Origin of the sequence: Pseudodesulfovibrio portus, from assembly GCF_026000375.1 — a bacterium.
GTDB lineage: Bacteria > Desulfobacterota > Desulfovibrionia > Desulfovibrionales > Desulfovibrionaceae > Pseudodesulfovibrio > Pseudodesulfovibrio portus.
Window position 1 is genome coordinate 1,696,168 of record NZ_AP026708.1, and the last position, 21,683, is coordinate 1,717,850.

At 62.4% G+C, this 21,683-nt stretch carries 24 protein-coding genes; 11 read left to right on the forward strand and 13 right to left on the reverse strand.

Going from position 1 to position 21,683, the window contains the following annotated elements; all coding sequences use genetic code 11:
* The first annotated feature begins 7 nt into the window (after positions 1–7).
* From OO730_RS08185 to OO730_RS08205, 5 genes are all read left to right on the forward strand, one after another.
* Positions 8–1,246: a hypothetical protein gene (locus tag OO730_RS08185; protein WP_264984096.1), complete on the forward strand. Its 1,239-nt coding sequence runs from the start codon at positions 8–10 to the stop codon at positions 1,244–1,246.
* 17 nt (positions 1,247–1,263) lie between these two features.
* Positions 1,264–2,454, forward strand: a complete 1,191-nt coding sequence (locus OO730_RS08190) for a THUMP domain-containing class I SAM-dependent RNA methyltransferase (protein ID WP_264984097.1) — start codon at positions 1,264–1,266, stop codon at positions 2,452–2,454.
* A gap of 71 nt (positions 2,455–2,525) precedes the next feature.
* Positions 2,526–3,413 (forward strand): DMT family transporter, encoded by an 888-nt coding sequence (locus OO730_RS08195; RefSeq protein ID WP_264984098.1) that lies wholly within the window; start codon positions 2,526–2,528, stop codon positions 3,411–3,413.
* 61 nt (positions 3,414–3,474) lie between these two features.
* Positions 3,475–3,684: a SlyX family protein gene (locus OO730_RS08200; protein ID WP_264984099.1), complete on the forward strand. Its 210-nt coding sequence runs from the start codon at positions 3,475–3,477 to the stop codon at positions 3,682–3,684.
* Positions 3,685–3,692: 8 nt separating this feature from the next.
* Positions 3,693–4,205 (forward strand): cupin domain-containing protein, encoded by a 513-nt coding sequence (locus OO730_RS08205; RefSeq protein WP_264984100.1) that lies wholly within the window; start codon positions 3,693–3,695, stop codon positions 4,203–4,205.
* Positions 4,206–4,293: 88 nt separating this feature from the next.
* Here OO730_RS08205 and OO730_RS08210 read toward each other — a convergent pair whose 3' ends face one another.
* The 6 genes from OO730_RS08210 to OO730_RS08235 form a co-directional block, all read right to left on the reverse strand.
* Positions 4,294–4,731: a tail fiber assembly protein gene (locus tag OO730_RS08210; RefSeq protein WP_264984101.1), complete on the reverse strand. Its 438-nt coding sequence runs from the start codon at positions 4,729–4,731 to the stop codon at positions 4,294–4,296.
* Positions 4,732–4,754: 23 nt separating this feature from the next.
* Positions 4,755–6,284: a hypothetical protein gene (locus OO730_RS08215; protein ID WP_264984102.1), complete on the reverse strand. Its 1,530-nt coding sequence runs from the start codon at positions 6,282–6,284 to the stop codon at positions 4,755–4,757.
* Between the two features lie 2 nt (positions 6,285–6,286).
* Positions 6,287–7,267, reverse strand: a complete 981-nt coding sequence (locus OO730_RS08220) for a phage tail fiber protein (protein ID WP_264980949.1) — start codon at positions 7,265–7,267, stop codon at positions 6,287–6,289.
* Positions 7,268–7,269: 2 nt separating this feature from the next.
* Entirely contained in the window at positions 7,270–7,725 is a 456-nt protein-coding gene (locus OO730_RS08225) for a hypothetical protein (protein WP_264980950.1), read from the reverse strand.
* Positions 7,726–7,763: 38 nt separating this feature from the next.
* On the reverse strand, positions 7,764–9,857 hold the full coding sequence (locus OO730_RS08230) for a hypothetical protein (protein ID WP_264980951.1): 2,094 nt from the start codon (positions 9,855–9,857) through the stop codon (positions 7,764–7,766).
* 412 nt (positions 9,858–10,269) lie between these two features.
* Complete coding sequence (locus OO730_RS08235) at positions 10,270–10,527, reverse strand: hypothetical protein (protein WP_264980952.1); 258 nt, start codon at positions 10,525–10,527, stop codon at positions 10,270–10,272.
* Between the two features lie 967 nt (positions 10,528–11,494).
* Between OO730_RS08235 and OO730_RS08240 the strand changes: the two genes are divergently transcribed.
* A complete protein-coding gene (locus OO730_RS08240; protein WP_264980953.1) occupies positions 11,495–12,853 on the forward strand; it encodes a protoporphyrinogen/coproporphyrinogen oxidase in 1,359 nt (452 codons plus the stop codon).
* 8 nt (positions 12,854–12,861) lie between these two features.
* Positions 12,862–13,929, forward strand: a complete 1,068-nt coding sequence (locus tag OO730_RS08245; RefSeq protein WP_264980954.1) for a M24 family metallopeptidase — start codon at positions 12,862–12,864, stop codon at positions 13,927–13,929.
* Positions 13,930–14,003: 74 nt separating this feature from the next.
* On the opposite strand, the gene OO730_RS08250 is transcribed toward OO730_RS08245, so the two are convergent.
* Complete coding sequence (locus OO730_RS08250; protein ID WP_264980955.1) at positions 14,004–14,333, reverse strand: hypothetical protein; 330 nt, start codon at positions 14,331–14,333, stop codon at positions 14,004–14,006.
* Between the two features lie 123 nt (positions 14,334–14,456).
* Here OO730_RS08250 and OO730_RS08255 point away from each other — a divergent pair, with 123 nt between their 5' ends.
* Together OO730_RS08255 and OO730_RS08260 are read left to right on the forward strand one after the other, a co-directional pair.
* On the forward strand, positions 14,457–14,699 hold the full coding sequence (locus tag OO730_RS08255) for a hypothetical protein (protein ID WP_264980956.1): 243 nt from the start codon (positions 14,457–14,459) through the stop codon (positions 14,697–14,699).
* Between the two features lies 1 nt (position 14,700).
* Complete coding sequence (locus tag OO730_RS08260) at positions 14,701–15,201, forward strand: acyl-CoA thioesterase (protein WP_264980957.1); 501 nt, start codon at positions 14,701–14,703, stop codon at positions 15,199–15,201.
* 67 nt (positions 15,202–15,268) lie between these two features.
* Here the strand turns inward: OO730_RS08260 and OO730_RS08265 are convergent, their stop codons facing one another.
* The 6 genes from OO730_RS08265 to OO730_RS08290 form a co-directional block, all read right to left on the reverse strand.
* Positions 15,269–16,132: a DMT family transporter gene (locus tag OO730_RS08265; RefSeq protein ID WP_264980958.1), complete on the reverse strand. Its 864-nt coding sequence runs from the start codon at positions 16,130–16,132 to the stop codon at positions 15,269–15,271.
* Positions 16,129–16,857 (reverse strand): DNA/RNA nuclease SfsA, encoded by a 729-nt coding sequence (sfsA, locus tag OO730_RS08270; RefSeq protein WP_264980960.1) that lies wholly within the window; start codon positions 16,855–16,857, stop codon positions 16,129–16,131. The genes OO730_RS08265 and sfsA overlap by 4 nt, the downstream gene beginning before the upstream one ends.
* A gap of 68 nt (positions 16,858–16,925) precedes the next feature.
* Entirely contained in the window at positions 16,926–17,519 is a 594-nt protein-coding gene (locus tag OO730_RS08275; RefSeq protein WP_264980961.1) for a VOC family protein, read from the reverse strand.
* Between the two features lie 383 nt (positions 17,520–17,902).
* Positions 17,903–18,553 (reverse strand): IS1595 family transposase, encoded by a 651-nt coding sequence (locus OO730_RS08280; RefSeq protein ID WP_264984145.1) that lies wholly within the window; start codon positions 18,551–18,553, stop codon positions 17,903–17,905.
* Between the two features lie 202 nt (positions 18,554–18,755).
* Positions 18,756–19,154: a hypothetical protein gene (locus OO730_RS08285; RefSeq protein WP_264980962.1), complete on the reverse strand. Its 399-nt coding sequence runs from the start codon at positions 19,152–19,154 to the stop codon at positions 18,756–18,758.
* A gap of 45 nt (positions 19,155–19,199) precedes the next feature.
* The gene (locus OO730_RS08290) at positions 19,200–20,474 is read right to left on the reverse strand and encodes an RHS repeat domain-containing protein (protein ID WP_264980964.1); all 1,275 of its coding nucleotides are present in this window, start codon (positions 20,472–20,474) and stop codon (positions 19,200–19,202) included.
* A 304-nt stretch (positions 20,475–20,778) separates the two neighbouring features.
* Between OO730_RS08290 and OO730_RS08295 the strand changes: the two genes are divergently transcribed.
* Positions 20,779–21,321, forward strand: coding sequence for an epoxyqueuosine reductase QueH (locus tag OO730_RS08295; protein ID WP_264980965.1), 543 nt, complete (start codon positions 20,779–20,781; stop codon positions 21,319–21,321).
* A gap of 3 nt (positions 21,322–21,324) precedes the next feature.
* Complete coding sequence (locus tag OO730_RS08300) at positions 21,325–21,681, forward strand: hypothetical protein (RefSeq protein ID WP_264980967.1); 357 nt, start codon at positions 21,325–21,327, stop codon at positions 21,679–21,681.
* The last annotated feature ends 2 nt before the right edge of the window (positions 21,682–21,683 follow it).

Below are 21,683 nucleotides of genomic sequence, written 5' to 3' on the forward strand. Positions count from 1 at the left end.
ATCCAGGATGGCGCCCATCCCGTTGGTCGTGGCCTATCTCGCCCTGCCGCTGACCAACGCCCTGACGCAGCGCATGGGGCCGGGACCCGAGGCGTCTCCGTACCTGCCTTGGCTGATCCTGGCCGGGCTCGGATCATTCTGGGCCATGCTTTTCCGCCGCTCCGGCGTCCCTGTCAAGAAGCGGTTTTTCTTCGAGGCCCTCGCCTTTCTGGGGGTGGCGGTCCTGCTGTTTCTCCGCCAGGACGCCTTTCTGCAACAGATGGAGCTCGCCCTGCCCTATGCCTGGGAGCTGGCCCCGGCGGGCATCCTCGGCTTTTCCCTGATGTGGTCCATGACCTTCGGCGTGCCGGACCGGGATGCCTTCCAGGGCTACGGCGCCGCCCTGGCCGTGCTCTGCGTGATGGACCTAGCCACGGGAGTGTTCACCCACCACGCCCTGCCGGTCCAGCGTTTGTTGGGCGACGCGGACATGCTGGCCGGGCTGCTGCTCGTCTCCCTGTGCGCGGGCCTGCGTCCCGGCAGGGACGACCACGGGGTGTCCGAGCCGGACCAGGGACACCGCATCTGGCGGGTGCTGATCCTGCTCGGCCTGGCCGCCTGCCTGTCGCGCACCGGGCTCTTCGGGGCGGGCTGGATATTCCTCTTCTTCGGGCGCGGCTCCAGGCTGCGGCGCATCCTCGTCGCCCTCATCCTGTTCCTGCTCCTGGGCCTGACATTCGTGCTCCCCTATGCCCGGGTGGACGGGGCGCGCTACATCGACTACTGGTTCTGGGCCCAGTCCGTGGCCCTGTACCTCCGCGAACCGGGACTGCTGCTCACGGGGCTGCCGCTCGACCAGGCGCTGCCCTTTGCCGTCCCGCCGGAACTGACAACCGTGTGGGAGCGGGTCACGGCCACCCCGGCCCTGTTCGGCGCGCACCTCTTCCAGGTGAAATCCTTCTGGCTCCGCGTCCTGCTCGGCTGGGGCGCGCTCATCCCCCTCGGCGGCCTGACCGCGCTCTTCTTCCTGCTCTTCCGCCGAATGACGCACATGGGGGCCGGGCTGGCCGCAGCGCTCTTCGCCCAGGGCATGTCCACGCCGCTCTTTCACGATCCGGCCCTGGGCGCACCCTTCGGCCTGGCGCTCATCCTGGCCCTGTCGAAATCCGCGCCCCTGCCCGGAGACACGACGGCACCCGACGCCCCGGAGCCGGAACCCGGCACTGAATCCGACCCGGCCCGACAATGGGACATGGGCCCCCTGTAACCGTCAAGAGAGACGTTATGACTGATTTTTCAAAAAAGGCCCCCATCCTGGTCACCTGCCCCAAGGGGCTGCCCGAATATCTGCAGGCGGAGCTGACGGCCCTCGGTTTTCCGGAAGGCGAGGTCCTCGACGCGGGCGTGCAGGTGCACGGCTCGCTCAACGACTGCATGCGCCTCAACCTGATGGTGCGCACCGGGCACAGGGTCCTGTTCGGGCTGAAGCAGTTCCGGGCCTTTGACGCGGATGAGCTGTACCGCGAGGCCAAGGCCATCCCCTGGGAGGAGTACATCGCCGCCGACGGCTACTTCCGCGTGGACGCCGCGATCCGGGACACCACGGTCAACGACTCCCGGTTCGCCGGGCTTCGGATCAAGGACGCCGTGGCCGACAGGTTCATGGAACGGCAGGGCAAGCGCCCGGACTCCGGGCCGGACACCACCGGCGTCTGCCTGTTCCTGCACTGGCGCGAAAACCTGGCCTCCCTGTATCTCGATACCACGGGCGAGCCCCTGCCCCGCCGGGGCTACCGCAAGCGGCCGCACAAGGCCCCCATGCAGGAGACCCTGGCCGCGGCCTGCATCCTGGCCGCCGGATGGCCCGAGCTGGCCAAACGGGGCGGCCACTTCATCGCGCCCATGTGCGGGGCCGGCACCCTGGCCATCGAGGCCGCGCTCATGGCCCTGAACGGCGCGCCCGGACTGCTGCGGGACAACTTCGCCTTCATGCACCTGGTCGGCTTCGACCCGGCGGCCTGGGACGACATGGTGGTCCGGGCCGAGGATGCGGAAAACGCCGAGATCAAAGGACGGATCATCGCCACGGACCACGACCCCGAGGCCATCGAGGCGGCCAGGGACAACGCCCGGCTCGCCGGGGTGGGCGACTTCATCGAGTTCGGCATCTGCGACTTCACCGAAACGGACATCCCCGAGGGCCCGGGACTGGTCATGCTCAACCCGGAATACGGCCAGCGGCTGGGCGACATCAAGGAGCTCGAGTCCGTGTACCAGGCCATCGGCGACTTCTTCAAGAAACAGTGCGGCGGCAAGACCGGCTTCATCTTCACGGGCAACGCCAAGCTGGCCAAGCTGGTGGGGCTGCGCACCAAGAGCCGCAGGATATTCTGGAGCGCCAAGATCGAGTGCCGCCTGCTCGAATACGAACTGTACGAAGGCACGCGAAAGGAGAAGATCATCAGCCCCGGCTGATGCCCTCCATCGGAAAAAACACGGGGCAAAACACTGGATTATTCGGTCTCACAGGCGTATATCCCAGCCCCATGCAGCAACGATCCCTCGCCTATACGTATACCCTGCTCGTCATCTCCATGATGCTCTGGGGCGGCACCTGGGTTGCCGGGCGCATTCTGGCCCAGTCCATCCATCCCATGACCGCCGCCTTCCTGCGCTTCACCCTGGCCTCCATCGGCCTGGCCGCCATGTGCTGGAAGGTCGAGGGAGGGATGCCCAGGCTGGCGAAAAAACAGATCCTGCCCGTGGCCTTCATCGGCGCCACCGGCGTGTTCGCATACAGCTATTTCTTCTTCACCGGCCTGCAGACCACCTCTGCGGGCCGGGCCGCGCTCATCGTGGCCTGCATCCCGGTCTGCGTGGCCGCACTGTCCGCCGTGCTGTACAAGGAGAAATTCGGCCCGCTGCGCATCGCCGGGGCCCTGCTCTCCCTGATCGGCGTGTCCGTGGTCATCGCTGACGGCTCTCCCTTGGCGCTGCTGTCCGAAGGCGTGAGCCGGGGCGACTTCATGATCCTCGGCTGCGTGGCCTCATGGACCGCCTACACCCTGGGCGGCCGCTCGGTCATGAAATCCGTGCCGCCGCTGGCCTGCGTCACATGGTCCTCCATCTTCGGCACGCTCATGCTCCTGCCCGCAGCCCTGGCCGAGGGTCTGGCGGCCGACATGATGCGCGCCCGCATGCTCGACTGGGGCTGTATCGTCTATCTCGGCTTCCTGGCCACATCCCTGGCCTATCTCTGGTACTACCAGGCCATCGCCGTCATCGGCGCGGCCCGCTCCTCCATCTTCATCAACACCGTGCCGGTCTTTGCCGTCATCATGAGCTTCCTGCTGCTCGGCGAGCCCATCCACCTCTCCCTGGCCGTGGGCGGGCTGATGGTCATCACCGGCGTGTACCTGACCAACCGGCCCTGACCGGGTTTCATTGCAATTCGCGCCCCCCTGTCGCATGGTAGGGATATCAAGGAGGCACGCCATGGAAAAGCGAGTGGAACGGCTGGAAAGCCTGGTCGCCCTGCAGGACCGGACCATCGAGGACCTGAGCGACCGGTTGTTCGAGCAACAGCAGCAGATCCGCGACCTGGAAAAGATCGTGGAACGGCTGGCAGGCAAGGTCAGGGAACTGGACGCGGACATGGAACAATCCGGCGGGCTGGATGTGCCGCCGCCCCACTACAACGGATAGGACCGACCATGACCAAACTCTCCGCCCGGGAAGTCATCGACATGCTCGGCCTGGTCCCCCACCCCGAGGAAGGGGGCTGGTTCCTGGAAACCCACCGCTCGGACGAGACCTTCGCCCCGGACGCGCTGCCCGGCAGATACGCGGGCGAACGCCGCCACTCCACGGCCATCTACTACCTCCTCACCCCGGAGACCTATTCCCACATGCACCGGCTCAAGACCGACGAGGTCTTCCACTTCTACGCGGGCGACCCGTGCGAAATGATCCGGCTCCACCCGGACGGCTCGGGTGAGACCGTGGTCCTCGGCAACGACCTGGCCCGGGGCCACCGCCCGCAGGTCAGGGTGCCGCGAGACTCCTGGCAGGGCATGCGGCTGCTCCCCGGCGGCACCTTCGCGCTCATGGGCTGCACCGTGGCCCCGGGCTTCGAGTTCGCGGACTACGCCCACGGCGTTCGTGCAAAGCTCCTGGCTGAGTATCCCGGCTTTGCAGAGCAGATCACCCTCCTGACCCGGGAATAAGGGACGGGGTGCGCCCCGTAGGACGCACCCCTGAGGCAGGGATGGCGGGCAGGAAGAAACCCGCCGAGGTCGGTGTTGAACTGTTTCCCTATGATTCCGGGTGAACGGGCCACTGCACCGCATCCGGGAATCCGGCCTGTTGCGGCACGGACCTGAGCCCCTGGCGATAGGTCGCCCAGGCCGTCCTTTCATCCGGGGAAAGCGGACTGTCGGCCAGTTGCGTCCAGTCCGACTCCACGAGCAGCCTGTCCCGCGCTGCCCGGATCGTGGCCGCGACGTGGGCCGCCCGGGCGGAGTCGTCCACCTGAACCGCCATCACGGTCTCGCGGCATATCAGGTCCTCCCCTTTGTCCCAGGCAGTTTCGTAGGCGGTGAAGGGCTCCCGTTTCACGGGCACGGCCTCGTTGTAACCGATCGCGTCACGCTGCTCGCGTGTCAGGTCATTGAATTTTCTTCGAAATCCATCAAAAACGACATGGGCGGGCGGTGCGGCCCGGCGCGAGCCGTCAGGGTATCTCCAAACCATTGCAGTCTCCTTGCGATTGAGAGTTAGCCGCCAAAGGGCTTGAAGCCCGCAGGCGGCGAATAGGCCAGATCATGCCCCGCGAACCGGAAGACGCCGCAGGGGATGTTCGAGGCGAACCTGTCGAAAACGAACGGGAAGACCTCGCCCGCGATGGTGGCGTCGACCGGACCGGCAAAGGCGACAGGATCGCCGTCCCACACGCCGTCCACCGACATCCACAGGTTGCCGTTTTTATAGGCAAAGCCGAGGACGCCCGCGTCGGGCACCGAGGCGGGAAAGCTGCCGCCGGTCCCGTCGAACCTGTGCACGTCCGAGTTCCCTGCCACCCAGGACGAACCGACGTCCTGGGCCTGGCCGACCCCGTCGGAGATGACGCCCGCAGCGGCCCCGGAGGCGGCGGTCCAGGCGAGCTCCCAATAGCAGCCGTCAAAACAGGGCAGGGTGGCCTTCATGAAAGCCACCGATTCATGGCCCTCGAAAGAACGGTTCCCCTCGGTCAGCAGCCAGCCGACGTCGGGCAGCGGATTGATCACCGGCAGGTTGTTCGTCGGCGTGTCCGTGGACTGGGAGCCGGGGGCGTCCCAGTGGTTCCCGTTGCCCGAGGAGTCGGCCCCCGGCGCCATGCAGTCGAGGAACTCGTACCGACCGCCGCCGGGTCCGTATGCCGAATCCGAGGCGGCGCAATCCCTGAACTCGATGGCATAGAGATACGGGGTGGCGCTGAGGTATCCGCCCATGCCGAGCAGTTGATAGTGGGTGTATGACGCGCCGTTGCCGCCCAGGTCGCCCAGGATGGCCGAGGTGCTCCCGCCCATGGTGAACGGCTCGGACAGGTCGATCCACGTCTCCCCGTCATTGCAGGCCTGCCATTTCCATTCCCCGTGGTTGTAGCCGGACTGCTGCCTGAGCCGGGCCTCGACGACCCGCCGGGGGACGTCGAACTGGAAACGGATGTGTTTGCCTGCAACCGCTTTGGCAATGAACCAGCAGTCGTTGTCGTCGCCCCCGTCAACGAAATTGGCGGGCGGTCCGCTGGTCAGGGCCAGGACCTCGTCCGAGACCGCAACCGCAATCTCCCCGGTCCTGTCCCCGATCCTGTAGACGCAGGGCGTTTCCCATGCCGGGTTCTCCCGCCACAACCAGGCCCCCTCGATCCGGGCGGAGGGTTCGAAGAACGTTTCCCACGCTAGGGCCGCGCCGTCGATCACGAACAGGTTGGAATGGTAACCGCAATCCGTTCCCGCATACTGCGTGAGGGCTTCGGACAGAAGGGCCGCATGGGTGGCGGCCGATGTGCCGTAGGTCCCGAGGCTTGCGTTGTTTGCAAAAACCTCCACGACGGAACCGTTTTTCACGATCAGCAACAGATAGTGGACGGCCGGGTCGCACAGGGGAAAGGCAGTGTTCACCACCGTGGGCTTGAAGCCGAGCGCCATGGTCGCGGTATCGGCCACGGTCCCGGCGGAAGCGTACCCGCCCTCCAGCAGGCCGGAATAGGCCACCTCGAACGGACTGGCGGAAGGGGACCCGCCGGTTTCCTTGGGCGTCAGCATGATCACGCCTCCATGTTCTGCAGGCTGACGATGGTCTTGCGACCACCATACTGCTCAACCGCGATACGGATTTCCCCGGCCCCGGAATCCGGGTCGGGCAGGCTGCCGTCCGTCTTGTAGGAGGCGGCCAGGGCCAGGCCGTGGGTCGCCGGATAGACGTGGAACACATATGTCCCGTCATAGGGCAGGGCGACGTCGGAGAACTGGCTGTCCGCCGTCAGCGTCCAGGATATGTGGTTGCGGGCGACCGCCAGCCCGGACAGGTCCGTTCCGGCGTGGGACTGTGCCTCGTCGCCGTAGGCCGCCCGGAGCAGGTCAGGGATGTCCGCACGCAGGAGGTCCGGGTCGAGGGCTTCCACGGCCTCGCTGCCGGACTCGCATCCGGCCAGGGCCGCACCCATGGCCCCGAAACCGAGATTGAACAGTGCCTCGGTCACGTTGTCGGCGCCGGTGCCGCCCTGGGCGACGGACACGGGCACCAGGATGTTGCCGCAAGCCAGGACGTCGCGGTTTTCGAGATCGTCCCCGGTCCCGTTCCAGGCCAGCACCCGGTCCGGGTCCGGCTCGGGCAGGCTGACCCCGGTCACGGCGGACGAGACCCGGAAGGAAATGGTCCGGTCCAGCCGCTCGGACAGGGCCTGGCAGATCATGGTCAGGTAGTCGAGGGCGGCCTCGTGGGAGGCGGCAGGGAAGGCGTCGTTCTCCGGGTAGTCGGTCTCCTGCACGATGGCCGGGACGCGGCGCAGGTGCAGGCTCTGACCGACGGCGGGCGGAACGGTCATGCGACACGTGCCCCCGGCCACCTCTCCGACTCCGGAAAGCTGGTAATCGGTGCCGGCCACCTGAACGCTCTCCGTCCCGGCCTCGTCCTTGAGCACCACCTCCACGTCCTCGTCGCGCAGGAACATGAAGTCGATCTGGAATTCCGTGGTGGAACCGTTGCCTTCGAAGCTTTCCTTGCTCTTGATGGATGAAATGGTCATGGCTACCTCCTCGGCCCGTAGATGCTCGACCCCAGGGACAGGGTGGAGCGCTCCGGTGACGACCCGGAATTGATGCGCAGCATGTTGGCCCGGCCCCTGGCCTGGCGCAGGATGGAATCGGCGCTCTGTCGGCCTTCGAAGAGGACGTCCTCCTCTTCCTGCATGTCCTTGATGCTCCTTGCGTCGCGCACAATGGCCTTGGAGCCGGACATGGCCAGGTTGGAACCGCCCCAATCGGCGCGTTCCCCGGATCGCTCCCGCTCGTTTTCGGCACGCACACGGCTCGCCTCCTTGGCGGCCCGGCGCTGCGCTTCCCGGGCGTCGGCCCTGGCGTCGGTTTCCAGCAGCGCGGCTTCGGCGGCACCGGACCGGTCCCGCTTCATCCTGCCGCTGAACTCCTCGATCATGCCCATCCCCTGGTTGATGGCCTGGATGGTTTGCTCCGAATTGGTTCCCATTATTGATCTCCTCTCTGGTTGATGGGACGCATCCCGATTTATTCGTTGACCACAAGGTGGGGCACTATGAGCAGCACGGACATGGGCAGGGGCTGATCCTGCACGATGGTCAGCACACCGTCCCGGCCCCATCCCTTGGGGAAATTCACGATCTTGTCGCCCGTGAAAGCGCCTGCGGACCGGCCCATGGGCGTTGAGGGCGACCGGAAATACACGGGCTCCAAGTGGGCTTCGTCCGGGCCGATGCGCCCGCCCAGTGTGTTGTAGAAACGGGCCGCCACCTTGGTGATGCGCTTGCTCTTGGTCTGGGCGGTGCCCCGCCCGCTGCCCGCCTCCAAGCGCATGGGCTGGACCCGGGACACGTAGGGCAGTCCCGCGTGGACCTTCGAGGCAGGGCGGTCCAGCGTGAGGGAGCCGTCCTGGCCGACGACCCTGTCCGCCTGGATGGCCCCGTCGGCCAGCACCGACACGGTGCGCCCGGCCAGATGATCCAGACCGGCCACTACAGTGGTCGGCTCGCCGGAAAAGGACAGGCCGCTGTCCACGTAGAAGCCGTTTTCGATGTTGCCGTCGAAATCCCTTTCCAGGAACTCGACGCAGCGGCGCTCGACCCCGTTCACGGTTCGGCGGACAATGATCCACAGCTCGTCGCGCTTCTCCTGGTCGTTGTAGACGGACGCCGCGTGCTCCACGACCCCGTCGGTGGTGATCCTGGACCAGGCGGCCACCTCCTGGTCCGGTACGTAGGTCAGGGCCACCAGCACCCCGTCGGCACGGACCGCGTAGACGATGGAATCCGGCTCCTGGACAAAGGCCATGGCCGTGAGCCCGGTCCCGGTGATGTGCTCGGACAGGATGGTCAGGTCCCTGGACACGTAGGCGTCGGACTCGAAGCGGTAGGACATCTCCCGTATCTTGCGGCCCGCCCGCTGGATGTAGAGAGTGGCGAACCCCACGGACTCGGGCCGGGCCGAGGACGCCCCGCAGGTGCCCTCCTGATTGGCCTGGATGGTCTCCGGCGTGACCGGGCCTCCCGCGCCGCTCAGGGTCCATTCACCGCCAGCCGTGCCGATCCACAGGCTGTTCCGCGGCACCACGAACTCGATGGCGTTGGCCTGGCGACCGGCCAGGGTGACCTCGATGCCGTCATCGTCCAGGGGCTCCTCGCCCGCCGGGGCGTCGGTGCGGTCCCCCACCTCGAAGCACTCCCAGAAGTCGGCGTTGAGCTCGCCCCCCGGCGTCCAGACGGATTCGATCTGGTTGTTGCCCGGCGCGTCCTTGAAGGTGATGGTCTTGTTGCTTCCCGAGGCCACGTAATTCATGGCCCCCCGGTAGCGGAAATAGCGGGTGGTCCCGTCCGCGTGCTGGCCCTTGATCCCGTCCCGCTCCTCGAAACCGGAACCGTTGAGTATGACGAAATTGTCCCCGTCGCGACCGTCGCGCAGGCCGTCGGCGTTGGCGTCCACGATCTCCAGGTCCCGCCAGCCGTCCAGCGGCACCTCGCGGGTCTTGAGGCGGAAATCCTTTGTCTCGCCCACCCGTGACATCCAGACCGTGCCCGGCTCCCCCGGGGTGGCGGCAAGGACCAGCCGCTGCTGGAAGAAGCCGACCACGGACGGGTAGTTGTTCTCGCCCCACTTTTCGGGCCGGCCAGTGAACTCCATTGCCTCCAGGGACCAGTCGTCGTGGTCCACGCGGGTCATGGTGCGCGGGGGGTGGTCGGGGTGGACGATGATCAATTCGTTGGCGGACTGGGCGTATCGGATGCGGTCGAACTCCGACGCCGCGTACGGGATGTCCCGCACGTATTCGGCCTCGCCGGAGAGTACCACGCCGTGGCCGGTGAAGACGCGCATCCTGCCCTGTCCATCCGGGTTCTCGCCGAATTCCAGCACATAGGTCTGGACCGCGTTGAACTCGAACGGGATCAGCAGGACCGGCCTGTCCGGATGCATGGCCTCGGCCACGAACCGGAACCCGGACCGGCGGGTGATGCCGCCGTGGGGATGGATGTGGAAATTCTCCAGCACCCGGCAGCCGTTGAAGTACTTGGACAGGTCGACCCGCCCTTCGAGCCGGGGACTGATCTCGCCCGCTGTGAAGTTGGTGACCGCTGGTGTTGCCATGCTCATCTGTTTCTCGCTCCTTGGTGTGTCGGGGTCGCGCCCCGTGCATGGGAACGAGCCTAGCCCCGGTTTTTGCGCCGGAGAGCGATAGGCTACTGAGCGGAGCCGGGAGGTATGAAAGAACGTGTTGACACGGTTTTGCGGGGAGAATCGGCCGGGCGGGAAAAAACGGGTTTTTTTTCCTGTTCTATTACAGGATGTTGCCCATTCGGCACCGGAGACGAAACCGGGCGTTTTTTTCGCCTTTGGTGACGATTGACGTCCGATCGGCTATCAAATGGCGGTCCGATGCGGACAAAGGGGGCGGGCCGGAGACGCGGCCAAGAGTCCGGGGCGAGGGCGGAAATGCGAAAACGCCCGCATTTCAGCAGGATACGCTGAAACGAGGGCGCCTTGGTGGACGGCATGTCTGCCGGGGTCAGTTGACCGCGGCGGGCATTGGTTCTCGATCGTCCTTTTCGCGGTTGAGGCGAATAACCTGGGTGGTGAAGGAGGTCTCGTCGGGGACGCAGCCTGGGCAGCCCTCGGACAGAATGACGCACCGCTCATCCAGGGTGGACGGATCGATTTTGGCCAGTTTGAGAAGTTTCGTAGTCAACCCGTGCTTCCAGAGGACCGGTTGGCCGCACTGGTGGCATTCCACGTACAGCAATTCGGGATCGAATTTTCTACTCATGGTTGTAGGGTATGCCCCTGCGGGGGGCTTGGCAAGAGGGCGGGGGGTATAATCTTTTTTTTCGAGCTCCATACCCGCCTTTGGCGGGTATGATCGCCTGGTTTTTTAGAGAGTGCGCGCATTCGCGTTTTACGGCACTCGTCATCCTTACTTTGTGTTCCGCTTTTACAGCGGCTGACTTTTTGGCTGGCGCACCAAAAAGTAAGCAAAAAGTGCGCTTTGCGAGCTTGGCCGCCCCCAGATCGCGGCGAAAATCCGATCAACTCGGGACGGCTCCCATCCGTGGGGGATGACAGGCGCTGCCTCCCAGCGAGGCCGAAGTCCCTGGCGATGCAACCGTATCCCCTTTCGAGAGCCGCCGCCCCTCGCTGTCGGCTTCTAGGCCGCGATCAAGGGCTGGAACGTCCCACGGACTGGGAGGGCAAGGGACAATAAAGGGTGCGCTTTGGTGGAATGGCCCATGGCGCGGTAGGGTGCACGGAAACGAGAGTCGCTGCCGGATCGCTGTGCTCTCCGGTGACGCTCCATTAGGAATAAAAGAAGCTGTTGTTCGCCTATGCCGATCTCACCGCGACAGTTACAAATCCACACACGAAGACCGGCAATTGATGGCTGGGCTTAGAGCCTGTTGGGGGCGACACAGCGCGGCCCGTCGACCTTGCCGCAGGCAAGTTTGCAGACGGGCAGCGAAGTCGCCTACAGGCTCTTGGCCCAGCCATCACGAGCTGGCGCAAAAGCGCGTTTTTTCCCCTATTTTTGGGGCGCCAGCCAAAAATAGGGCCGCCGAGGGGCGGAACACGATGTAAGGATAACGAATGCCGTACAACGCGAATGCGCTAACACCCAAAAAAACCAGGCGATCAAACTCGCAAGGCGAGTTTGGAGCCTGCCCAAAAAAAGTCTGGCACCAAACTTGATATACCCGTGCAACTGGAAATATATTCCCTCACCAAGGCAAGGAAGCGACGTGAAAACGAAATATCTGATCATCGGCGCGGGCCCCACCGGGCTGGGCGCTGCCCATAGACTCAATGAACTGGGATGCAACGACTTTCTGGTGCTCGAACGCAACGACTATGCGGGCGGGCTGGCGTCCAGCTTCACCGACGACAAGGGCTTCACCTGGGACATCGGCGGCCACGTGGTCTTTTCCCACTACGACTACTTCGACTCCCTCATGGACTCCCTGCTCGGCGAGGACTCCCTCTACCACGAACGGGAGTCCTGGGTCCGCTCCAACAACACCTGGGTACCCTACCCGTTCCAGAACAACATCCGCTACCTGCCCGCAGACGCCCGCTGGGAGTGCGTCAAGGGACTGCTGCCCGGCCACCGGCCCGAAGCGACGCCAGCCAATTTCGGCCAGTGGATCGACCACGTCTTCGGCCAGGGCATCGGCAAACATTTCATGCATCCATACAATTTCAAGGTCTGGGCCACGCCGCCGGAACTGATGCAGTTCGACTGGATCGGCGAGCGGGTGTCCGTGGTGGACCTGAAAAAGGTGCTCCGAAACGTCATCCTGGACCGGGACGACGTGGCCTGGGGCCCGAACAACACCTTCCGCTTCCCGCTCAAGGGCGGCACCGGCGAGATATTCCGCAGGCTGGCGGACAGGGTGAAAGACCGCATCGAATACGGCCAGGCCGTGGCCGCCGTCGACGCCGGGGCCAAGACCGTGACCACGGCCCGGGGCATGACCGTGGAGTATGAGAAAATCCTGAACACCGCGCCCATCGACATCCTGGCCGGTCGCTGGCTGACCGACAAGGACGGGGCCATGGTCGACGCGGCAGGCAAACTCACCCACAACTCGGTCTATGTGGCGGGCGTGGGTCTCGACGCCGACGGGATCGAGCCCGATTCCAGGTGCTGGATGTACTACCCCGAGTCCGACTCGCCGTTCTACCGGGTGACCAACTTCCACAACTATTCGCCCAACAACGTGGCCCGGCCCGGCGAGCAGCTGGCCTTCATGTGCGAGTCCTCGTTTTCCGAACACAAACCGGAAAAGGTGGAAGAACTCATGGACCGGACCATTCAGGGTCTGGTAAATACCACCATGTTGGACGCGGCCAGGGTGAACGACATCCTGACCAAATGGGACATCACCGTGGACTACGGCTATCCCGTGCCCTGCCTTGAACGCGACGCTGCCCTGAAAACGCTCCAGCCCCGGCTGGAGGCCATGGACATCTTCTCGCGCGGCCGTTTCGGCGGCTGGAAATACGAGGTGTCCAACATGGACCACTCGGTCATGCAGGGCGTGGAATGGGCCGAACGCATGGTGAACGATACTCCGGAAAAGACCTATACCCTGGATTGATACATTTCATGAACACATCCGCTTTCGAGAAGCGCCGCCAGGCGCTCAAAGAGGAAATGAAGGCCCGCGAGCTTCCCGCCATGCTCGTATCCCTCGCCGCCAACCGCTACTACCTGTCCGGCTTCGAGCTGCACGACGCCCAGTGCAACGAATCCTCGGGCTGGGTGGTGGTCACCCCCGGCGACGACTATCTTTTCACCGACCCGCGCTACGTGGACGCCGCCCGTCAGGTCTGGCCCGACGAAAACGTCTGCGTGTACGCGGGCAGGAAGCACGAGGAGGTCTGCTCCTTTCTCAAGGGAAAGGGCGTCACCTCCATGGGCTTCGAGCCCAAGGCGCTTCACCTGTTCGACTACGACAAGCTCAAGGAATACGTGGACCTTGCTCCCACGGAAAACATCGTGGAGTCCCTGCGCATCATCAAGGACGCGGACGAAATTTACCGCATGGAAGAGGCCATCCGCCTCAACCACGAGCTGTTCGAATACATTGAGGGCGAGCTTGTCCCGGGCCGGACCGAGGCCGAGATCGCCTGGCTGGTTGAAAAATTCTATCGCGAGCACGGAGCCCAGGAGCTGGCCTTCTCCACCATCGTGGGCGTCGGCCCCAACGCGGCCCTGCCCCACGCCATTCCCGGCCAGACCAGGCTGCGCGAAAACGAGCTGGTGCTCATCGACTGCGGCTGCCGATACATGGACTACAACTCGGACCAGACCCGCACCTTCTGGGTGGGCGAGACCCCGTCCGACCGCTTCAAAAAGACCATGGACCAGGTGCGCGCCGCCCAGCAGGCGGCCATCGACATCATCCGGCCCGGCCTCTCCTGCCGGGAAGCCTATCAGGCCGCCTATGCCGTGTTCGAAAAGGACGGCGTGGAAGCGATGTTCACCCACGGCCTGGGCCACGGCGTGGGCCTCGAGACCCACGAGCCGCCGAGCCTGTCCCGCGTGGGCCAGGGCGAACTCGAGCCCGGCATGGTCGTGACCGTGGAGCCGGGCCTCTACGACCCGGAATGGGGCGGCATCAGGTGGGAATATGAAGTGCTGGTCACCGAGGACGGCTGCCGGGTGCTGTGAGCACGGCATTCCTTCCGAACCGGATAAATAGCCAAGCCGCCCCTTCGGGCGGCTTTTTCCTTATATTGAAGCCCCTACAGGACGAACGCCCGCACGGCCAGGGCAATGCCGAGCCACAGGCCCGAGGCCACGATGCCCGCGCGGGCGAACCGGGCCATGGGCCGGGTCAGCCATTTCTGCTGCAGGATCATGCCGATGAAGATGACGTGGAGCGGCACGGCAAGGGCCAGGAGCAGCCCGCCCAGATGGTGCTTTCCGGTGTGGACCGCGTCCGGGAAATACTCGGCGGCCAGCCGCCCCTCCCAGGCCTCGAACACGGCCACGCCGAGCAGGCACAGGCCGAGGATGGTCACCGTGGTGCAGATGTTTCGGACAATGGTCCTGACCGGAGAAGTCTCGCTCATGGCCCGGATTCTGCCGCAAACGCCTTTTTTCGGCAATACCGGTCTTGACCGTCACGCCACGCTCTGTCATCAATTTGAATGACGAAATGAAAACTTTCCGCAAAGCCGTCCGGGGGGTGGACCATGAGCAAGAAAGTACGTAGCGTCCGTGTTCCCAAAGAACTGGAAACATTGAATCTGTCCGGCCTGATCCGGGAGTGCGAGAAACATCTCCGGGACCTGGAGTCCGCCACCCTGCTCAAGCAGCAGGGAAGCGCGGAAGCCGCCGAGGCATTGATCAAGACGCGCCAGGCCGACCTGGGCCGCAAGATCGGGAAACTGGTCTGGGAGGCGCGGGTCCAGTACGGCAAGGCCAAGGGAGACTAGCATGGAACCGAAATCAGCAGCCGAATCCGAAGTGATCATGACCCACCTGGTGCTGCCCCAGGACGCCAACCCGGCAGGCAACCTGCACGGCGGCGTGATCCTCAAGCACATCGACACCGCGGGCGGCGTGGTGGCCAAGAAGCACTCGCGCGGCAACGTGGTCACCGTATCCATCGACCGCATGGCCTTCAAACAGCCCGCCTACATGGGCGAACTGCTGACCTTCAAGGCGAGCCTCAATCACGTGGGACGATCCAGCATGGAGATCGGCGTGCGCGTGGAGGCGGAAAATCTCAGGACAGGCGAAGTCCGCCACACCAATTCCGCCTACCTGACCTACGTGGCCCTGGGCGAAGACGGCAGGCCGACGCCCGTGCCGCCGCTCAAGCTCGAAAACGAGACCACCCGGCGACGCTACAAGGAAGCCGAGTTGCGCCGGGAGCTTCGCAAAAAGGAACGCCAACTGGAAGAAGGCCAGAAGGTCTGCCTGCAAAAGAAATAACCGGCATGCACCCTGATTTTCCAAGGCCGTCCTTTGGGCGGCCTTTTCGTTTCCTTGGACCTGTACCCTACTCGGTATGGCTTTTCCCCGGCCTGACGGAGCCGATGTAGATACCGGCCAGGGCGGCGGCCACGCCGGCCAGTTCCACCCAGACCACGGGCTTGGCGAAGAAGAGGATGTCCCAGATGTAGGAGAGCACGGGCTGCAGGAGCAGGATCAGGCCGATGGCCGCGCCGCGCACGAACTGCATGCCCCGGGCGATCAGGAAGCAGCCCACGGCGTGGCAGCCCAGGGCCAGGGCCGAAATGGCCGCCAGGGACTCGAGCGAGGGGATGACGAAGGACTGGCCGCCGCCCACGGCCAGTGAACCGAGGATGACGCCGGTGATCACGGCCACGACGGCGGCGATGACCAGCGGATCGGCCCGGACCTCGGCCAGGGCGTACTTCAGGCTGAACAGGTACAGGGCGTAGAACAAGGCCGTGAGCAGGCCGAAATATACGCCCATGCGGAAGTCGGCGGAGAACGTGTCCCATTGCACCCCGACCATGAGGTAGAGCCCGGCCAGGGCCAGGGGGATGGCCAGGAGCTGCAGCCTGGTGACCCGCTCCTTGAGCAGGATCACGGACAGGATGGTCAGGGGGATGACCTGGAAATTGCCGAGCATGGTGGCCATGCCGGGGCCGACGTAGCCGATGCACCGATGCCAGAAGAAGAAATCCCCGGCATAGAACAGGCCGCCCACCAGCCCCCACTTGAGGATGCGCGGGGTGATCAGGTTGAGCCGCCCGCACCAGGCCAGCACGGCCATCATGGTCAGGCCGCCGCCCATGAGCCGGTAGAACCCGGCCACGTCCGGCGGCAATCCGGCCAGCACGATCATGACCGAGGAGAAGCTGATCAGGACGGCCCCCAGCATCAGGGCGATCACGGGCGCACCACCTCGAGTTTCTCACCGAGCGTGATGCCGGTCTCGTCCACATGGGCCTCGTAAGGCCACGCCTCCACCCCGGCGTCGAGCGCCTCGTAAAACAACCGTGCGTATGCCGGATCAATGAAGTCGGCCGGTCCGAAGCAGTGCCCGTCGGACCGCTGGACCAAGAAGAACAAGGCCACCCGCACCCCGGTTTCGGCCAGGGACATGAGCTCGCGCAGGTGCTTCTGTCCCCGCTCGGTGACCGCGTCCGGGAAGCGGGCCACGCCGTCCTCGACCATAGTCACGTTCTTGCATTCCACCCACAGGTCGCCGTTCCCGTCGGACAGGTGCGCGTCGAGGCGGCTCTGCCCGATCACGGCTTCCTTCTTGAAATGGCTGTATCCGGCCATCTCTTCCATGGCCCCGGCCTGCCAGGCGGCGTGGAGCATGCGGTTGGGCGTGAACGTGTTCACCCCGACCATGGCCCCGGCCAGCTCCAGCCCTTCCAGGGTATACTTGAGCTTGCGGTTCGGATTGGCGGCGGGGGACAGGAGCGCGGTTGCGCCGGGGCGCAGCAGCCCCATCATGGACCCGGTGTTGTTGGTGTGGGCGGCAAGGATCGTCCCCTTGTCCGGGCCTTCAAGCGCGGTCGCCTCCACCGTGAACCGCTTGATGCGACGGATGAAGGCCGCCCTGCGGCAGGGAGCGGGAAACGGAAGATGGCAGGATGGTCTGGACACGGATTCTCCTCAAGGCTCACCATCTAGGCCATGTGGCCGGGATTATCCAGCAAAAACCGGGGCGGGATTCAGCCACGCTGCTTTTCGATGGCGTCCATGATCACCTGGCCTTCGCCGTCGTAGACCTCCCGCTCCGATTCGGGCGTGGGCCGTGTCACCCGGGGCCAGGCCCCGGGCTGCGGCTCCGGCCCCTTGCGCGCCTCGGCGCTGGGGTCCGAGTCGGTCATGACCGGGGTCCTGCGGATGTCCACGCCCGCAACCGGGGCGCTGAACTCGATGGCGATGTTGTTGGGATCAAAGGCGTAGATGGAGTGGATGAACCCGTGGTCCACCACCTCGGAGCACCACTGGTCGGCGGCTTCGAGCCTGTCCTTGATCTCCCACAGGTCCGCCTCGGAAGCCACCTCGAAGGAGACGTGGTCGAACGCCACGGGCCCCTTGACCGGAAAACCGTGGTCCTTTTCCTGAAGGGGCACCACGCCGTCCCACTCGAAAAAGGCGATCATGTCGTGCTCTGAAATCTCGAAAAAGTAATGGCGATAGCCGGGATGCCCCAGCCCCACCACCAGCCGCATGCCGAGCAGATCCCGCCAGAAACGAATGGTGGCGTCGATGTCGCCGGTGGCCATGGCCATGTGATTGATACCGGTATACGTGGGCATGTGGATTCCTTGTTTTTAGACGCGTTTGCTCCACGATACCACAGGGCAACAAGGAAGGGAAAACAGGTCGGACCTAATCTTGTCTTGAAACGAGCGTACCCTTCACCGAATTTCGAATAATCAAATACAACAAAGATAGCGAACAACAAATCCATAAAGCGCCTATAGTAGCCCTGATTTGATGTGTATCAAAAATGTACACAAACGCGAATCCCATTGATAACAGAATAATAATAAAAATATACAATGAAAGAATCCGTCCTTTAATCGCCAACAAGTTAACAGAAATCAAAAACACTACAATTACAATATAATCTAGCGGCATAACAGCTTCGCTTCTAAACCATGCATTTAATAAAAAGTATAGGGGCTGTACCAGATAACTAGCCCATATGCTTCTTAACCCACTGTTTCAACTGTTTAAGTTGCCTTCGCGGATTGCTGTTGTTAAAGCGCCACTCGCATTCCTTCAAAAAGAGATGGAAATGCTTGGTAGGAATGCCGTTGAATTTTCTCATGTGGCGTTTGGCTTGGTTCCAAAAGTTCTCAATCCCATTGATGTGATTCTGGCTGTCGGCGAACAACTTGGAGTGGTTGATCCTGAAGTGCTTGAATTCGGACACATCGAGGACATTGTAGCCGTACCAGCAATCTGAGTAAACAACGCTGTCGGGCTGGATCTTCTCCTGGATAATCGGCATCAGCGTTTTGCCTTTGGCGTCGGGAATCACCTGTGTGTGTACCTTCCCGCCCCTTTTAAGGATCCCGAACACGGGCACTTTCCCTGCGGCCCCACGACCTCGTTTGCCCTTTCGCCTGCCGCCGAAATAGCTTTCATCGACTTCAAATTCGCCGAAAGCCATTCCTTCGTTGGCCTCTTCTTCGGCTATAATTTCACGAATCCGGTGAAAGTAATACGCAGCCGTTTTGAAGTTCACGCCGACCAGATCAGCGGCACATCGTGCTGTTGTCCCGGCTACAAAATGCTCAATCAAACGGAGCTGCTTCTCGCGACCTAAACGGCTCTTTCGCATTGCCATACCGATACCCCAACGGAGTTATCTGGTACAGCCCCAAAGTATATTAATGGAGAAATAAAAATAAATGTGCTAATCGCCATAGCAATTTGTATACTACGAGGGTAACGCACTTTTTTATTTAGCATGCTCATCATATTTTCTCTTTATACCGTATAGAAGGGATAAGGGATACCAAACGAACCAGTACCCAAAGCATTTACTGCGTTTTCCCTTTTCCCCTGGGGAAAATAGACCTGAGCCACCCAAAAAACGACTGGCATTCGAAATTGGTCTCTGCATAGATTCCTATCGCCATGGCTTTAGTGATGGAATCATCGCTTTTGTCATACGAACAATAGTCCAGGTCCGACAAACGGGTGTGGAGAAGCCTAAGCAATTCATCGTGCCGGACTGAAGAGTCCGCCACCATACACCCTACGACCATGTCTTCATCCACTGAAAACTCAAGAGGTCTCCCGTTGTAGTCATAGCCGATGTAAACTCCGTCATTTACATCATAATGTTCAAGTTCTCTCCCAACGTCTTCCCTACGCAACAGGACAATACAATCGCCATCGCCGAAAATAAAAATTGGGAATGTTATCTCGGAAAACATGATCGCTCCAGACCGGGTGCGGCATTGCCGCACCCGATTATCAATTTAAAACCTATCTTTGTAGGACGTATCATTTTTCTTTTTGTCCCATGGCCTGTGTCTTCCAATACCTTGACCTTCTTTTGTCTTTCCGGTCTTGGAATTAATGCTCCGCCGATGATAGTGGGGCAATTCTCCTGCCTTTTTTCCTGTTCTATTTCCGAGAGGGGCAATCCTCCAATTCTTACCAAACTTGAACTCCTTACCAACCTTGTAGACATTCTTTATAGCCTTCCCAGCTTTAGTCGCTCCTCGGAAGACGGGAGGCAAAGGAATTAAATCCATTACAGGATCAAAGTCAGGATCATCAAGCCCGACTTCGCCTATCGGGATACCATTTTCATCATACGTAACACCATCGACAGTTTTGTGTTCTTTCAATCCCTTTGGGTCATATGCATTCACCGGGTCGTCGAGGCAATACCCGTACCAATCCGGGTCGCCGCCGCGATCACCGATGGGGTCGGGAGCGGTCCATCTGCCGGTGCGGACATCGTAGTCCCGCCAGCCGAAGCGGACAAAGCCCAGGTCGCGGTCGTGCAGGCCGCCTTCGAAACCGATGGGGATGCGCAGGGCCGGGTTGGAGTCTTCGATGACACCGCCGAACGGGTCGTAGAGAATTTCCTTTATCACGTAGCCGGAGGAGTCGGCAACCACGCGAAGGCTGCCCACCTGGTCGTAAAAGAGGTAGGCGATTGCTCCGTCGTCACGACGCAGGGCATAGGGGGTGCGCTCGCCGTCCGCGTAGGCGAATTCATAAGCGTTTTCGCCGTCGTGAAATGCCTCCAGACGCACGAAGTCGATCCATTGGTAGGCTTCAACCAGTTTCCCATTCAGGTATTTGGCAACTCGCTGCCCGTCTTCGTCATGACTGAAGGTGAACACCCGGTTTCCATCTTCGACTCCGGCCTTGAGCAAGCGGTAATCCGGCGAGTATTCGTAACGCATATACTCGCCCTTGTCCGACCAGATGGACCGGAAGCCGTTCTCGTCGTGGGAGTATTGGCCGCACCCGGCCAGCATGAGCCGGTTGTCCGGGGTGTAGGTGTAGTTTCGGTAGTTCGGCCCAACGGTGGCGGGAAGATAGTCTCTGCTCCTGCGCCCCTCCCTGTCGTACCAGCATTGGCAGATCAACCTGCCGTTCAGATGGGCCTCGTGCAGCCGACCATCCTGATCATAGGAATACGTCCAGGTGACGGGTTCACCGGCCACGGTTTCGGTCTTCTCCATAATGCGACCATTATGGCCGTGCCTCAGTTCAAGAATATACGGTCGTTCCATTCTGACCTCATTACGCTTTGTTCCCTCGGATCATCCCGGGGAATCCCGACCACTATATCCCCGATTTCGGGCACAACCCGGTTTTGTGAACAAATGTAGAGTGAAAACAGCCCATAGGATAAAATGAGCACTTGACAGGGGGGTGGCGAAACGCCCCGATCAGACACCCCACTCCGAGCGAAACTCGGCGATAAAAAGTTTGGGAAGGGGGTCCAGGGGGACAACCATTTTCAAAGGGTTTCCCCCTGGCCGCCGGAGGCAATCCTTTACAAATCGAGGTAAATGCGCTCAAAATGGCTGCCGTATGAAAAGATTGTTATTGCATATCTGTTGCGGCCCGTGTTCGATCACCACGCTGAAGACCCTGCTTGCCCAAGGGTTTGAGGTCACCGGGCTGTTCTACAACCCGAACATCCACCCGCTCATGGAGTACGTGAAGCGGCGGGACGGCTGCATCCAGGTGGCCGAAAAACTCGGCATCAAGGTCATCGTCAAGGACGGCGAATACGACCCGCAAAAATGGTTCAGGGCCGTGGCCCACCGCGAGAACAACCGGTGCTTCCACTGCTATGCCATGCGCATGGAACGCACCGCCCAGATCGCCAGAAAGGGCGGATTCGACTATTTCACCACCACCCTGCTCTATTCCAAGCACCAGAAGCACGACGAGATCGCGGCCCTGGGCCGGGACCTGGAAACGGAAAAGACGAAGTTCCTCTACCACGACTTCCGCGAGGGCTGGAAAGAGGGCATCGACGTGTCCAAGGAATGGGGCATCTACCGCCAGCAGTATTGCGGCTGCCTGTACAGCGAAAACGAGCGGTACAAGAAGGAATTGGGAGACTAGGCCGTGCGCGGGGTGACCGGTTTCCTGATGCGGCGCGGGGTCGTGCTCTCGGCCTTCCTGCTCCTCAAGCTGGCGGCGGTGATCACGGCCGGGACCACCCTGGGCAGTGTCGAGGGGTGGACCATCGGCATCCTTTCGCTGGCCGTCTACGCGACCATTGCCTGGTTCGCCCACAGGAACCGGGTCATCTCCATCTGGGCCATCACCGTCATCATGCTCTACGAAGGCTCGGGCGCGCTGATCACGGGAATCCAATACTTCAACGCCGCCCCGGCCATCGGGATCATGGGCGTCACGGTGGCCGTATACCTGGTCCTCGGCGCGCTGGTGGTCTTTTCCAGCCGCCACAGGGGGCAGTGACC